Here is a 15387-nt window from a genome sequence, read left to right as displayed (position 1 = left end):
TTAGTTTCGCTTTCTTCCCACGAGGGATATGGCCACGGCCACCAACAATAAAGATAATCCGCTAAGCAGTACTACTAGGAATCCGGACTGCCCTGATAAGGGGAGTTTTCCTTCAGGATAGTTGACTACTTTCAGGGTTTTATCTCCCCCGGTTACGGTGTTTACATTTCCGTTTTGTTTATCTATTGTTACCGTACCGTTTGCATCCACCTGGAATTCTATTGCCTGTGGCAGGAGGGCGTATCCGGAGACTGTTTGGGTTTCTACTAACCGATATTTATCTCCGGGCATAACCGTTAGCGTAGCTTTCCCGTCTTTACCGGTGACTAGATTTTGTATTGGTGTAGCCGGGTTAGCCGCTTCGTATAAATCGAATTTTACGTTCTCTAGGGCGGTACCTTTATCGGATACTTTGTTTAGAGCGATATCGATTGTCTGTATTGGTTCCTTCAAGTTCGGGAAATAAAACTCGTTATTAACCAGATCTCTATAGATTTTACTAACTCTGCGCGAAACTACACCATCAGACTTAACCCTCAAGACTGCAGCATTAGTATTCAGCTCATAACCCGCAGGAGCCTCAACCTCTTTCAACGTGTAATACTCATTTACCTGCAAATCAGAAAGCTCAACCCCGTCCTCACCAACGGTATACTCCCCAACCTTCTTAGCCTCATCAACCTTCTGCCCCTTATACAAGACAAACTTAGCACCAGCAACAAGCTCACCATCACCAGCAGAACACATCTTCGAAGCAACCGTACAGCTCCTCACAAGCGCAGCATCCGTAACCCCCAACTTAAACAACTTAAACTTCACCGCAGGAGGCGCAGCTTTCTGGTTAGGAACAAAAATCTTATTATCTACAAAAAACTCTGAACCAGCATCCGTTTGATACTTAGCTTTACCATCAGCATCAACCTCAAACGTTAAATCAGTACGATTAACCTGATAACCAGCCGGAGACGTCACCTCTACCAAGCTATAAGTCTTACCCACCTGCAAACCAGGAATCTTCAAACCATCCTTGCCAACAGTAAAATTGTCCCCAACCTTATGAGCCTGATCAAGTACAGTCCCCTCATACAAGGCAAACTCAGCACCATCCAAAAGCTCACCATCAGTCTCAGAACAAGAACCCCAAGAACAATCCGCTAAATCCTTAACCCCCAACTTAAACAACGAAACCTCAGGCTCCGCAGCCTTCAAGTTCGGGAAATAAAACTCGTTATTCTCGAATTTAAGAGTGAACTTGCCAAACTGATATTTAACACTTCCATCAGTCCCAACGGTAAACTTGACAGCATTAGGATTCAGGTTATAACCCCCAGGAGCCGCGACCTCTTCCAAGGTATATTTACCCGGCTGCAAACCAGGAATCTCAACCCCGTCCTCACCAACGGTATACTCCCCAACCTTATTAGCCTCATCAACCTTCTGCCCCTTATACAAGACAAACTTAGCGCCAGCAACAGGCACACCATCAGCAGCAGAACACAACTTTCTCGAACTACAAAGAGGATCCTTAGTTGAGAAAAGCTTCTCAACCCCCAACTTAAACAACTTAACCGTCACCGCAGGAGGCGCAGCTTTCTGGTTAGGAACAAAAATCTTATTATCTACAAAAAACTCTGAACCAGCATCCGTTTGATACTTAGCTTTACCATCAGCATCAACCTCAAACGTTAAATCAGTACGATTAACCTGATAACCAGCCGGAGACGTCACCTCTACCAAGCTATAAGTCTTACCCACCTGCAAACCAGGAATCTTCAAACCATCCTTGCCAACAGTAAAATTGTCCCCAACCTTATGAGCCTGATCAAGTACAGTCCCCTCATACAAGGCAAACTCAGCACCATCCAAAAGCTCACCATCAGTCTCAGAACAAGAACCCCAAGAACAATCCGCTAAATCCTTAACCCCCAACTTAAACAACGAAACCTCAGGCTCCGCAGCCTTCAAGTTCGGGAAATAAAACTCGTTATTCTCGAATTTAAGAGTGAACTTGCCAAACTGATATTTAACACTTCCATCAGTCCCAACGGTAAACTTGACAGCATTAGGATTCAGGTTATAACCCCCAGGAGCCGCGACCTCTTCCAAGGTATATTTACCCGGCTGCAAACCAGGAATCTCAACCCCGTCCTCACCAACGGTATACTCCCCAACCTTATTAGCCTCATCAACCTTCTGCCCCTTATACAAGACAAACTTAGCGCCAGCAACAGGCACACCATCAGCAGCAGAACACAACTTTCTCGAACTACAAAGAGGATCCTTAGTTGAGAAAAGCTTCTCTACCCCCAACTTAAACAACCGCACCGTCACCCCGGTAACCGGGGCACGCCTGGGAGATGTACAATCAGCACCCGAGCATTGCGAGCGCGCGCTGTCGGTCGAGCTGGGTTGAGCCGCGGAAGTTTCAGCAGCTCTCTGATTGCGGGAAGCTGCCAATGCCCTCCCTGCCTTCGGACTAGCGGAAACACTGGCAGGGTCTAGAACTGAATGGTAAAAGCTGTTAGCGGTAGAGAACTCCGCCGGTTTTATCTGAGTATGCGCAGACACGGTATTGTCGGAAACAGTTTTAGCGTCAACCTTGGGAGCCGGGGAAGCGGAATCATCTGCGGAAGTAAAAAACAAAGTGCCCGCCAACAAGGAAGCGAACAGTAGCCCCAGAACCGAAGCCACCCCTAGGGTACGTCGATTAAGAACCGAAACTTTGCCGCTTTCGCTAGTAGCAGTGCCGGTGTTTCCATGATCAGCAGCTAGCTGACTAGGCTGAATGTCATTATCCGCAGTGTTCAGATCAGCATTTTTACCGTTCATGTTACTTCCTGTGCGTTTCACGGCTACCTCATCACATAGTCGGAGGGAAAACTAGCATCATTTTATCTAACTATGTGTCGTTATATATCAACCAATTTAGCATTGCCGTTCTCTAATAAAAAGTCATAATGCAGGATAAAGCCTACCGGGGCTTTCCTGTCCTATTACCCTGAACTTACTTCCCCATTTTCGCAAGTAAACAAATTTGGGGAGCTAACCTTTTTAGGCCGTTAGTCCGCATTTTTCCTTCAGTTTCTAGCTCCCTACCAACATCGCCGGTTATCCGGTGCTTAAACTCCCATTTGATCACCGCCCCTTGGCCAGCAAAGCCCCAGATACACTACCACCTCTCGTTAGTATTTTTGCAGTTAAAGCCAGATTTATTTCCCCAAAAAGTTAACGGAAGTAGAATTTTAGATTACGAACAAAAGTTGGATACTCTAAAGGCGGATGGTTCTTCGCCAAGGAGGCACGAATGCTGTTCAAGAAGAAGCAGAAAGAAGAAGATTTCTTCGACCTATTCACGAAAGCGGCACAAAACTTAGATGCCGCATCCGAACTATTGTTGAAAATCACCCAGGTTGATTCTTTCGAGGAACGCAAGGAGCTACGTGCGCAACTCCACGATCTAGAGCATGACTCCGACGTGATTACTCACCGCACCATGAGTATGCTGAATGCAACTTTCGTTACCCCCATGGATCGGGAAGACATCTCCCTGCTAACCGGCGCCTTGGATGATTGCATGGACGGAATCGATGAGGCCGGAGACTTAATCGTCCTCTACGAGATTCAGGATATTCCTCGCAGGCTAGAAAAGCAGGCAAATATTTTGCGTGAATGCGCCCAGGAAACAGCTCTCGCCATCCCCAAGCTGCGGGGAGGACGCGACCTTAAAGATTTCACGGTGCACATTAACAGCCTAGAGAACAAGGGCGACAAACAGTACCGGAAGATGCTGGCAGAAGTATTTGCTTCCGAAACTGACCCTATCTACGTAATCAAGATTAAGGACGTAATCGAGTCGCTAGAAACCGCGTGTGATTCCTTTGAAACCTTAGCCAACGCGGTTGAGGCTATCTACATCAAGGAGTCTTAAACCGTGGATATCACCTTGGGGTTGGTGATCGCGGTCGTCGCCATTGCCTTAATCTTCGATTTCACCAATGGCTTCCATGACGCCGCTAATGCCATCGCTACCTGTGTTTCTACCCGCTCAATGCGCCCTAAAGCCGCTCTTTTAATGGCGGCAATCATGAACATTATCGGGGCGATGCTAGGCACCGGGGTAGCACAGACAATCGGTAACGGGATTATTGATATTTCCCATTTCACCGAATCCACTTCGCTGGCTGACCGCCACCATGGGCTGGTGGTAATTCTGGCGGCGCTGGTCGGGGCAATCGCCTGGAATATCATCACCTGGTATTTCGGGCTGCCATCTTCTTCTTCCCACGCCCTGATCGGAGGCATGGCGGGAGTGGGACTGGCCGCGACTATCACTGTGAAATGGATGGGGATAGTCAATCACGTACTAATTCCTATGGTAGTTTCGCCTCTAATCGGGTTTTTCACGGCTTATTTCGTCATGCGGTTTTTACTTTCGGCGCTCCAACGAGCCAGCTATCACCGCACTATGAACAACTTCCGTTTCCTGCAACGCTTTTCCGCGGCAGCGATGGCGCTTGGTCACGGTTTGCAGGACGCACAAAAAACCATGGGAATTATTACTATGGCGCTACTAGCTGCCGGCTATCATGCTACCGACGCCAATGGCTCCATGCAGATTCCTTTTTGGGTAAAACTGGCTGCCGCCGGTGCGATTTCTCTGGGCACCTACTTCGGCGGTGGGCGAATCATGCACACCTTAGGATCGAAGGTTATTGACGTTACTCCCGCCCACGGCTTCGTGGCAGAAACTACTTCCGCTACCATTCTCTATTTGACCGCATTCGTTTGGCACGCTCCGATTTCCACTACGCAGTCGGTTTCCTCCGCCATCATGGGGGTGGGAGCCACTAAGCGCCTTTCTGCAGTACGTTGGGGAGTTGCCGGCAATATTGCGATTGCCTGGGTGCTGACTTTGCCCGGCGCCGCACTCATTGGCGCTATCAGTTATTTCCTGATCCACGCAGTTTTCCCCTATTAAGGGATAATCTGTAAGTGATGAGTGCCTATCCGTTTGCCCAGTTGAAACGGCGCCTTACCCTTTTTTGTGCCCTGGCTCTAGCAAACTGCGGATTCTTAGGCGGATGCGCTTCGCAACCAGTTGCCACTTCTGATCTTAAAGTGGGCGACTGTTTTAACATGGCAGAGGAAGTGCTCACCGGTGCGCAACCCGCTGGGCAGGTGGAACGGGTAGATTGCCAACACTCCCATAACTCACAAGTGGTGGGCATAAAGAAGCTATCGGGCGATAGCTACCCGGGACAAAAGCAGCTTTACGACCTGGCGCTTAAAGAATGCGCCCGAGAGTTCGAAGGTTTTGTGGGGATTAGTTATCGCGATTCCAAGTGGGATTTGTATCCACTAACCCCTACCGAAACTACTTGGCAGGATAAGGGCGAGCGCAAACTTACCTGCGTGGCATTGAGCTTGCCAGAGCAAAAAGGTTCCTTAAAGGATTCAGGAAAGTAATTTATTAGAATCCCTCTCCCCTTGGCGGTGCTGTTTTATTGCTGCCTCAGGCATATTCCGGGCTTTACGTCCTAGTAAGGTTTACCTTACAATGACTATTGTCGTAATTAGTTAGGTGAACGTAAGTTCCCGCATTAATATTACGAATTCACGAGAGGACTGGGTTATGAGACTCGCCTTTGCTGGTAATCCTAATAGCGGTAAGACCACTATGTTTAATGCTGTAACCGGGAAAAAGGCCAAGGTAGGCAACTGGGGTGGGGTTACCGTCGGACAAGCTGAGGCTAAACTAAGAAATGAGCTCAGCGGTAATCGCGATGCCACTGCCGTGGATTTGCCCGGTGCGTACTCCATGTCCCCCTTTACCCCAGAAGAAACCATCACCAGTAAATACGTTCATGATGCCAACCCGGACGCTATTGTCAATATCGTTGATGCCACCAACCTGCGCCGCTCTTTATTCTTTACCACCCAACTACTGGAGTTAGGGGTTCCGGTGGTAGTCGCCCTCAATAAAAGCGATATCAACGAGAAAGAACAAACCCAGATTGACGCCCAGAAGCTGCAAAACGAACTGGGATGCCCAGTGGTACCTACTGTTTCCACTGCGAAAGAAAACAACGGGTTGGATCAGGTTCTGCGCGCAGTTTTTAGTCAGGAAGGTCAGCAGCAAAAATCCCCTTACCTGCAAGCAGATATTGATCTCACCGATAAGCAGGCAGTAGATAAAGAAGATCGGCGCCGTTACCAGTTCGTAGACTCCATAGTGGACGCGGTCGAAACCCGGAAAGTGAAAGTTGCCGCTCACACTCGCCAAGACACCCTGGACGCGGTACTAACCAACAAATTTGCGGGGATAGCAATCTTCGCGGCGATTATGTGGGCGGTATTCGCGATTTCTCAAACCTATCTCGGCCCGCTGATCGCTGATTGGCTTGTCGGTTGGATTGAAACCTTCCAGGACTGGACCAGTGAACAAATGGCGAATTCGCCTGCCCTGTTACGCACCATCATTGCCGACGGTCTTATTGGCGGGGTAGGTGCGGTAATCGGATTCCTCCCGTTAGTGATGGTGATGTACTTCCTGCTGGCACTATTAGAGGAATCCGGATATATGGCACGGGTAAGCGCCGTTCTAGATCCCATCTTCAAGCGGGTGGGGCTATCCGGTAAATCTGTAATCCCCATCGTCATCAGTACCGGTTGCGCCATTCCCGGGATTATGAGTTGCCGAACTATCCGAGATGAACGCGAACGTCGCGCCACCGCGATGTTGGCTTCCTTCATACCCTGTGGAGCAAAGATTCCGGTTATTGCGCTATTTGGTGGAGCTTTCTTTGCCGGGTCTGCTTGGGTGAGTTGGGTCAGCTACTTTGTAGGGCTGTGCCTGATTTTCCTGGGCGCACTACTGGTAAAGATGGTCACCGGACACAAGTTCCGGAAAACTTTCTTCATTATGGAATTGCCCCGCTACCGGGTTCCTTCCCTGTGGAATGCCACCTTGTCGATGCTAGAACGAGCCAAAGCCTACATTATTAAGGCCGCTACCATCATTTTGGTGTGTAACCTGGTAGTCCAACTTATGCAAACCTTCAATTGGAGTTTCCAAGTAGTCGAAGAGGGTGCGGAAAACACTTCGATCCTGGCTTCTATTGCTACCCCCTTCTCCTTCTTGCTCATTCCGCTAGGTTTTGGCACCTGGCAGCTGGCAGCGGCTGCGGTCACTGGGTTTATCGCCAAAGAAAACGTAGTTGGCACCTTGGCGGTGGTTTACGGTCTAACCCGCTTTATCGATACCGATGAACTAGCAATGACTGGGGGAGCCAACACCGTTGCTGCCACTATGGGGCTTACCTCGGTAAGCGCCCTCGCCTACCTGTTCTTTAACCTGTACACCCCGCCCTGCTTCGCCGCTATCGGGGCCATGAACTCCGAGATGCGAGATCGGCGGTGGCTGTGGAGCGCCATCGGATTGCAGTTCTGCACCGGTTACACCATTGCCTTCCTGGTCAATCAAGTGGGAACGCTGGTGGTGTACGGGCACCTGGCAGCCGGATTCCTCCCGGGGCTACTGACAGTAGGCATAATGGCCGGGGTGATTACCCTAATCTCCCGGCAGATTCACGCCAATTTCTCCGCTCAATACAACCTACACCAGCAAGTACAGAAAGCCGCCTAAGAAAGAGGAAGCGAATTGAGTACAGTTATTGCCAGCCTGGCACTAGTGGCGATTGTCAGTGGAGCCATCACCTATATCGTCAAAGAGAAGCGCAAAGGCACCAAATGTATCGGTTGCCCGATTTCCTCCTCCTGCACTTTCAATCCCGAGGTTGCACCCAGCCCCGGAAACCGTCATAATCTGCAAATAGTAGGTATCACTAACCAAGCAGGTGAACCGAAATGTCACTGTCACTAGCGTGCCAGACAAAAGGGGCCTGCCAGACTAAGGAAAGAATGAATCTTCTGGAAGCTATCGAAGGTCAAACCTATATCGTCAAAGATATAGCTACCGATGACCCGGAGATGGATAGTTTCCTGTTTCGCTTAGGATGCTACAGTGGCCAAGAAATCACGGTTATTTCCCGTAAACGCAAAATGTGCATCGTGGTGATTAAGGACAGCCGCTACAGTATCGATAATCAAATTGCCGCAGCCATTATGATCTAGGCCGCCGCCGGAGCACCTTTGATAACTGTTACTTCGGCTGATTTTCCCACCTGGGGCGCGGCCGGTAAAAGATACGACAGGGGCTTGACCTGCGAAGCAGGTCATGGGGTCCCCGGAGTGCTTTTACCGAGCCAGCCCGCATTTCTGGTGCCAATCCGCAGAAAGTAAAAAGGGGATCCCGCCGGTGGATTTTTCCACCGGCGGGATCCCTTTGATTTTCAGCTGTATCATCTACGCCCTAAGGCGGACAATAGGATTCCTAGCGAGGATCGTCAGTCGCTAAATCTTTAGTTAGCGAGCTATCCAAGGGGATGGACGGCCCCATCGAAGTAGAAACGGCGATCTTCTTGATGTACAGACCCTTTAGGGCTGCCGGACGCAGACGCAGGATTTCATCCAGAACTGCCTGGTAGTTCTCTGCCAGCTTTTCTGCATCGAAAGAGCTCTTACCCAGCACTACGTGTAGGTTGGCATGCTTATCAACCCGAAAGTCAATCCGGCCACCCTTGATCTCTTTAACAGCCTTAGCCACATCCATAGTGACGGTGCCGGTACGAGGGTTTGGCATCAAGCCACGCGGGCCGAGGACGCGACCGAGGCGTCCCACCTTACCCATCATGTCCGGGGTAGCTACCGCTACATCAAAGTCCAAGTATCCACCTTGTACTTTTTCGATCAGCTCATCGCCGCCGGCTTCGTCGGCTCCAGCCTCTAACGCTTCCTTATCCTTGGGACTATTGGCAAAAACCAGGACCCTAACGGTCTTACCAGTGCCATTAGGCAAAGAAACGGTGCCCCGGATCATCTGATCCGATTTACGCGGATCAACCGTGAGCCGGAAAACCGCGTCAACGGTGGAATCGAACTTAGTGGAAGAAATTTCCTTGGCCAAGCGGAAAGCCTCTAGCGGTTGGTAGAGACGATCCTTATGAACTTTCTCAGCAGCCTGGTTAAAGGCTTTCGAGTGCTTTTTCATCTGCTTTTCTCCTTGCAGGTTGTGGTGAGGGCGCACATTCCCCTCCACGGTTTATAGTCTTTTTTGGCTGTTCGCCGGGCTAGCCCTCGACGACAACTCCCATTGAACGAGCCGTTCCCGCGATAATCTTTGCGGCCGCATCGATATCATTCGCGTTCAGGTCATCCTTCTTTTGCTCGGCAATCTCTTTAACCTGGGCCATGGTCAGCTTTGCCACCTTATTGGTGTTCGGAGTACCAGAGCCCTTAGCGATCCCAGCAGCTTTCTTAATCAGCTGGGCAGCCGGCGGGGACTTGAGAACAAAGTCAAAGGAGTGATCTTCGTAGACACTGATTTCTACCGGGATCACGTTCCCGCGTTGATCCTGCGTAGCCGCATTGTAGGCCTTGCAGAACTCCATGATATTTACCTGGTGCTGCGAAAGCGCGGGGCCTACTGGAGGCGCCGGGTTTGCAGCACCGGCCTCGATCTGTAACTTGATCAGGCCGATTACCTTTTTATTCTTGGCAGGCATATAGGGTCCTTCTCAATATAATTTCTTGATTTTACTTTCCCGGCGGTTGCCGGAAACTCTTTGCGGTCTGGCAATTTTTCCGTAGAAAAACTACCAGCACAGTCGTCCATTCTAAGGGCGCACCCGTCCTTACAACCAATTAGGACTGCTCACTGTGAGCAATTAAATCTTTGCTACCTGGTTAAATCCAAGCTCTACCGGAGTTTCGCGATCAAAGATAACCACCAGAACTTTAAGTTTCTGCTGGTCAGGCATGATCTCTGAAATGGTAGCCGGCATAGTCGCAAACGGGCCGTCGGTAACAGTTACGTTCTCTCCGACCTCAAAATCAACCTCAATAACTGGCTGTTCCGGCTGCTTGGCCTGGCTGGCGCGCTCATCTTGCAGCTCCGCAGCCTTAATGGAGGCAGGAGTAGGCGCCAACATGGAAACTACTTCGTCCTCGGTCAAAGGCATCGGATGCTGTGAATCACCCACGAATCCGGTGACCGCAGGCGTGTCCTTAACTACCCGCCAAGCATCGGGGGCGTCCTCGACTGCTTCCATCCGTACGAGGGCGTAACCGGGAATCCGTACCCGATCCACCACTTTACGTTCAGTGGATTTTACCTGGACGACTTTTTCCATCGGTACTTCAATCTGGTAGATCTGATCCTCCATATTGAAGGTGACAATCCGCTGCTCCAGATTGGCTTTCACCCGCCGCTCATATCCGGAATAGGTATGCAGAACGTACCAGTAGCCGGGCAGAAACTCTAGTTCCTCGCGCAACTTGTCTTGTTCAGCCTTAGAAAGCTCTTCCGCAGTAGCCGAGGGGGCGAGCTCTTGATCTTGGGGGGTATCCGTAAGCTCTATCTGCGCAGGAACGGTTGCTGGTTCGGCATAAGCTTCTTCAGCGGGAGCGGCCGGCTCTTCTGGGATGTTTTCTACCCTGGCCTCGGTTTCTGCTGCCACCGGTTGCTCATTATCAGCAGCCTGTGCACTCACTTCAGCGGAGGCACCTGCCTCTGAGGAGAATACGGGATCGTTGCTCACAGTGTTTTCTTCCTGCTCCTTATTGCCTGTTTGCAATTCTTGCTCCTTAATTAACCGCCAAATACCTTGGTTACTAGCCAGGCGGTGATGACGTCGACAACTCCTGAAAAAGCCATCATTGCCAGCACAAACACAATCACAACCACAAAGAAAGTGGTGAGTTCATCGCGGGTGGGCCAAACAACTTTTTTTAACTCGGCAATGACCTGTCGCACGAACTGCACGATGCGACCCCAAAAACCATTTTTCGTCGTTTTTGCGTCTGCCTCTACGGAGGCTGCGCCCTCGTTAGGTGCCAAGATCGTTTCCTCACTTGCTGTCTTGGAGCTCCCGTCGAAGCCCCTATTTCGTCCTGTACCGGGCCCGGCACAGGTTTCAAATTTGCAGGGCAGGCGGGACTCGAACCCACAACCTACGGTTTTGGAGACCGTTGCGCTACCAATTGCGCCACTGCCCTTCCAGCCATCAGGCTGACCGAATACGGTGCTAAATAAGTTTATGGGGTTTTACTGGTCACGTCCAACCTACGGGCACATAGTGGGGAAAAACGCATATTCTGACTCCCCTCGGCAAGCTAGCGGCTACTACTGACAACCACACCGGACACAATCAACTACACATTTTGGTCGTAGCAGGTAAACAATCGCCAGACGTGGCAAAATGGGGCTATGCACAAACAGCTAGAACACAGAATCTCGAATCGTCTTGCGCAAATATCTCCTTCTGCCACTCTGGCAGTGGATGCGGCCGCGAAAGAACTCAAAGCTCAGGGACGCCCAGTAATCGGATTTGGCGCCGGGGAACCCAACTTTTCTACCCCTGACTATATTGTTGAGGCCGCACAGGCTGCCTGTGCGGATCCTGCTATGCATCATTACAGCCCGGGGAAAGGCCTGCCCCAGCTGCGGGAAGCGATCGCGAAGAAGACCCTGCGGGATTCTGGTTACGAAGTTGACCCCAATACCGAAATCATTGTTACTAACGGTGGCAAACAGGCAGTTTTCGAGGCTTTCTCGGCCATAGTAGAGGTCGGCGACGAAGTCCTAATGCCCACCCCCTATTGGACGACTTACCCGGAAGTTATCAAGATCGCCGGCGGGGTTCCGGTTTCGGTAATGGCTGGAGCAGATCAACACTATAAGGTGACGGTCGAACAGCTAGATGCCGCTAAAACTGAGAAGACTAAAGCTCTATTAGTAGTCAGCCCCTCTAACCCCACCGGCGCGGTCTATGACGCGAATGAACTAAAAGCTATTGGCCAGTGGGCATTAGACAACGGGATCTGGGTGATCACGGACGAGATCTACGAACACCTAATCTATGACGGGATTCATGCCGAACATATTGTGAAACTGGTTCCGGAACTGGCAAAACAAACTCTGGTGCTAAACGGGGTAGCCAAAACTTATGCCATGACCGGCTGGAGAGTCGGTTGGATGATAGCTCCGCCGGATGTAATCAAAGCCTGCGCCGCTTTCCAATCCCACACCACCGGGAACGTCTCGAATATTGCGCAGCGGGCGGCATTGGCGGCCGTGAGCGGTCCGCTCGATAAAGTTCAGCAGATGCGAGAGGTCTTCGATCGGCGGCGTCAGCGGATGGTGGAGCTACTGCGCCAGGTCCCAGACCTCGAAGTCCCTATGCCCCATGGCGCTTTTTACTGTTACCCCAGTGTAGAACGTATTTTGGGACGCGAAATCGCGGGCGAAACCCCACAGACTTCCGCCGAATTGGCTGATCTAATGCTCCGCAAAGTCGAAGTGGCGGTCGTTCCTGGCGAGGCCTTTGGCCCTTCCGGTTTCTTCCGGCTTTCCTACGCGTTAAGCGATGAAGATCTAGAAGAAGGCGTCGGCCGCATAGTCGATTTTCTTAATCAAGTAAAATAGGTTGTCCTTACTACCCTCTCTATAATCTATAATGATTAGAGAGAGGGGCGCCTGAACGCCCCAACCGAACGGCTATCACCAGAGAGGGCGGCGAAGTGCGCAAGTTTGCAGCAGTGGCAATTGTCTGTACCGCCCTTTGTCTTGCGGTTTTAATCGGAACGCGGGCTATGGTGCTAAACGGAGTCTATGATTTGGGCCCGGCAGTTAACTTTGAACCCCAGATTCCGGTTGCTACCCAGCAAGCTCCGCAGCTTCCCCCCAGTGCTCCCGCTCCCAATAAGGGGGACAGCCATGAGTGAGAAACTCAGCTACCCGGGCAATAGCTATCCCGGAGGATCTAGCGGTTCCCCAGTTCCGGCTCCCCCTACGCTGGCGGCTAGTCAGCCTCGTCCTGCCGTGCAATTACCTGGGGATCAGCCCTTGCCGCAGATCCTCAACCCTGCCAACGCTGCCCCACCTTCCCCTCTTTCCTCCTCCCTACCGCCCGTAGCAACCACCCCACCGCCCTCTGGGGAACGCGCCGCCTATCAAAGCCGTCCACGACGAGTAGTAGAAAAAACCATCCAGCCTCAAAGCAATGCCCCTAAGCTGCGGATTACTAACCTGCGTAACCGGATGCTGGTGCATTCGGTATTGATTTCCGGATTCGCTCTCACGATCGTAGGGCTGATTATGTTGGTCAGTGGAATGTTTCAAATCTCCCACGCCGAGCGTTCTCAAACCGAGCTAATCACCAATGATCTGCGTAATTTCGTGAAAGCCGAAAGTGGCAAATCACACGGAGGAATAGTTTCAGCCAAAGATGCCTTAAGTAAGTTCATTGCTGCCGAAGATGCGCCCTACAACGGTAGTTTGTTGGGATTCTCTGCCGGGAAATTAATTGAGCAAAAAGGTGCGCGCGATTCCGCCGCCCATCAAGATGCGCAACTTTTGGCAGAACTAGCCAGTTATTCCGATATCAACTCGGCCAGAATGTTTATGATCCGCACCGATCAGGCCACCTTTGCGGTAGGAATGGTGCCGATTAGCGCAGCCGATACCGATGATGCCCTGCTGGCGATCGTCTCTAACTATTCGGCTGATATTACCCCGACTCAAACCCAACTGTTATTGTTTGCTGGCATCTCCTTCTTGGTCTTAGCCCTGGTGGGTTTGGTAAATGTACGCGCTTCCCAGTCACTGCTTGCCCCTATTGGCAGGTTGCGAAATTTGATGGCGTCTATTACCAGCGAACAGGATCTAACTAAGCGTTTGCCGGTAGAAGGTGATGATGACCTAGCAGATGTTACCCGGCAGATGAACTCGATGATTGCCCGCCTGCAGTCCAGTTTCGACGAACAACGCGACCTGCTAAATGATGTGGGACATGAGCTGCGCACCCCCATAACGGTGGTTCGCGGGCATCTAGAACTGCTAAACCCTGGCGACCCTCAAGATACTGCCCGCACCCGCGAACTGGCTTTAGAAGAACTCTCGCGAATGCACCGGCTAACCGAAGACCTGATTACCGTTGCCAAGAGTGATCGCCCCGACTTTATCCGTCCCGAACGGGTAGATATCGGCGATTTACTGATGGATGTCTTCGAAAATGCCACCCAATTAGGCAATTTCAACTGGCGAATCGATAACCTTACCATCGTCCCCACCACCGCTGATCCCCAACGCCTGCAGCAAGCATTACTCGCCCTCGCCCAAAATGCTTCTAAGTTTGCTACCCCCGGCACCGTAATTGCCCTGGGGGCGGGGATTGATTATCAGCAACCCCTATTGGACCAGCAAGGTAATCCGGTGCCCGCCGACACTATCACCGCTCCCAGCCTGCAGATGCTCTCGCAAGTTCCCTCGGTGGAAGGCACCCACCGCCTCAACCTGTGGGTACGTGACCAGGGAATCGGTATTGACTCCAAAGATCAAGAGCAAGTCTTTAGCCGTTTCATGCGGGTCAATCACTCCTATGCGGGATCCGGTCTGGGGCTTTCCATCGTAAACGCCATAGCGCAAGCCCATGGGGGAATTCTGCAAGTCCGATCCGCGCTTTCAGTTGGTTCGGTCTTTAATATCAGCCTGCCGATTTCAAATGATGATTGCAAAGATGAATTACAAGGAGAATAAAACATGACCAGTATTTTGGTGGTAGAGGACGAGCCCGGCATCTCCTCTTTTGTCGCTAAAGGACTAACTTCCGCCGGATACAACGTGACTGTAGTCGACAAAGGTGCAGACGCGATCTCGGGGGCTCTAGGCGGCGATTATTCCCTAATCGTCCTCGATATCGGCCTTCCCGATATGGACGGTTTCGAAGTACTAGAGCAGATTCGCGGTCAGGGAGCCACTTTACCGATTATTGTATTGACCGCCCGTTCATCGGTAGAGGACACTGTTTCCGGTCTGGAACAGGGTGCTGACGATTATATGTCGAAGCCTTTCCGTTTCGAGGAGCTACTAGCGAGGATCCGGCTGCGGCTGAAGACCGCCAATTCTGAAGATCCTACCAATATGGTGCAAATCAATGTGGGGGGTCTGCACCTGGATTTGCGAACCCGCTGCGCGACCATTGATGGGGAACCGGTAGAGCTCTCTGCCCGCGAGTTCACTATGCTGCAGGCGTTTATGGAACACCCTGACCAGGTTCTTTCTCGTTCCCAGCTGCTAGATATGGTTTGGGGCTACGATTTCGATCCCGGTTCTAATGTGGTGGATGTATATGTGCGTTACCTGCGCCGCAAGATTGGCTCGGAACGCATCGTAACCGTCCGTGGCATGGGATACCGCCTGGTAGTGATGTAATTTTTCCCTGCATTTTTGGGGTATATCACGGCTATCAAATCTTATAATTAAGTGCT

General features: G+C 51.2%; 15 protein-coding genes and 1 tRNA gene. 10 read left to right on the top strand and 6 right to left on the bottom strand.

What is annotated here, in order from left to right; all coding sequences use genetic code 11:
- On the bottom strand, positions 1–2829 hold the full coding sequence (locus tag ACZ5BI_RS00630; protein WP_464896384.1) for a SpaA isopeptide-forming pilin-related protein: 2829 nt from the start codon (positions 2827–2829) through the stop codon (positions 1–3).
- Between the two features lie 475 nt (positions 2830–3304).
- Here ACZ5BI_RS00630 and ACZ5BI_RS00625 point away from each other — a divergent pair, with 475 nt between their 5' ends.
- From ACZ5BI_RS00625 to ACZ5BI_RS00600, 6 genes are all read left to right on the top strand, one after another.
- On the top strand, positions 3305–3928 hold the full coding sequence (locus ACZ5BI_RS00625; protein ID WP_464896383.1) for a DUF47 domain-containing protein: 624 nt from the start codon (positions 3305–3307) through the stop codon (positions 3926–3928).
- Positions 3929–3931: 3 nt separating this feature from the next.
- Entirely contained in the window at positions 3932–4978 is a 1047-nt protein-coding gene (locus tag ACZ5BI_RS00620; RefSeq protein WP_024060080.1) for an inorganic phosphate transporter, read from the top strand.
- Positions 4979–4995: 17 nt separating this feature from the next.
- A complete protein-coding gene (locus tag ACZ5BI_RS00615; RefSeq protein WP_464896382.1) occupies positions 4996–5466 on the top strand; it encodes a septum formation family protein in 471 nt (156 codons plus the stop codon).
- Between the two features lie 166 nt (positions 5467–5632).
- Positions 5633–7645, top strand: a complete 2013-nt coding sequence (gene feoB, locus ACZ5BI_RS00610) for a ferrous iron transporter B (protein ID WP_464896381.1) — start codon at positions 5633–5635, stop codon at positions 7643–7645.
- Positions 7646–7660: 15 nt separating this feature from the next.
- The gene (locus tag ACZ5BI_RS00605; RefSeq protein ID WP_462334755.1) at positions 7661–7882 is read left to right on the top strand and encodes a FeoB-associated Cys-rich membrane protein; all 222 of its coding nucleotides are present in this window, start codon (positions 7661–7663) and stop codon (positions 7880–7882) included.
- A gap of 38 nt (positions 7883–7920) precedes the next feature.
- A complete protein-coding gene (locus ACZ5BI_RS00600; RefSeq protein WP_038110356.1) occupies positions 7921–8133 on the top strand; it encodes a FeoA family protein in 213 nt (70 codons plus the stop codon).
- A gap of 259 nt (positions 8134–8392) precedes the next feature.
- Here ACZ5BI_RS00600 and rplA read toward each other — a convergent pair whose 3' ends face one another.
- From rplA to ACZ5BI_RS00575, 5 genes are all read right to left on the bottom strand, one after another.
- Positions 8393–9109, bottom strand: coding sequence for a 50S ribosomal protein L1 (rplA, locus tag ACZ5BI_RS00595; protein ID WP_038110638.1), 717 nt, complete (start codon positions 9107–9109; stop codon positions 8393–8395).
- Positions 9110–9188: 79 nt separating this feature from the next.
- Positions 9189–9623, bottom strand: a complete 435-nt coding sequence (gene rplK / locus ACZ5BI_RS00590) for a 50S ribosomal protein L11 (RefSeq protein ID WP_024060074.1) — start codon at positions 9621–9623, stop codon at positions 9189–9191.
- Between the two features lie 162 nt (positions 9624–9785).
- Entirely contained in the window at positions 9786–10577 is a 792-nt protein-coding gene (gene nusG / locus ACZ5BI_RS00585; protein ID WP_464896808.1) for a transcription termination/antitermination protein NusG, read from the bottom strand.
- Between the two features lie 131 nt (positions 10578–10708).
- Positions 10709–10957, bottom strand: coding sequence for a preprotein translocase subunit SecE (gene secE / locus ACZ5BI_RS00580; protein ID WP_307738309.1), 249 nt, complete (start codon positions 10955–10957; stop codon positions 10709–10711).
- An 85-nt stretch (positions 10958–11042) separates the two neighbouring features.
- Positions 11043–11115 (bottom strand) — tRNA-Trp (locus ACZ5BI_RS00575).
- Positions 11116–11326: 211 nt separating this feature from the next.
- Between ACZ5BI_RS00575 and ACZ5BI_RS00570 the strand changes: the two genes are divergently transcribed.
- The 4 genes from ACZ5BI_RS00570 to ACZ5BI_RS00555 all read left to right on the top strand — a co-directional run bounded on the left by ACZ5BI_RS00570 (position 11327) and on the right by ACZ5BI_RS00555 (position 15331).
- Positions 11327–12544, top strand: a complete 1218-nt coding sequence (locus ACZ5BI_RS00570; RefSeq protein ID WP_316086998.1) for a pyridoxal phosphate-dependent aminotransferase — start codon at positions 11327–11329, stop codon at positions 12542–12544.
- Positions 12545–12639: 95 nt separating this feature from the next.
- Positions 12640–12843: a hypothetical protein gene (locus ACZ5BI_RS00565; RefSeq protein ID WP_024060070.1), complete on the top strand. Its 204-nt coding sequence runs from the start codon at positions 12640–12642 to the stop codon at positions 12841–12843.
- Positions 12836–14656, top strand: a complete 1821-nt coding sequence (locus tag ACZ5BI_RS00560; protein ID WP_464896380.1) for a sensor histidine kinase — start codon at positions 12836–12838, stop codon at positions 14654–14656. The genes ACZ5BI_RS00565 and ACZ5BI_RS00560 overlap by 8 nt, the downstream gene beginning before the upstream one ends.
- A gap of 3 nt (positions 14657–14659) precedes the next feature.
- Positions 14660–15331, top strand: a complete 672-nt coding sequence (locus ACZ5BI_RS00555; protein ID WP_024060068.1) for a response regulator transcription factor — start codon at positions 14660–14662, stop codon at positions 15329–15331.
- Positions 15332–15387: the final 56 nt, after the last annotated feature.

The organism is Varibaculum sp. GTC20041 (assembly GCF_055387755.1).
Note: the sequence above shows the minus strand (reverse complement) of the source record. Positions and strands in the feature narration are given on the sequence as shown.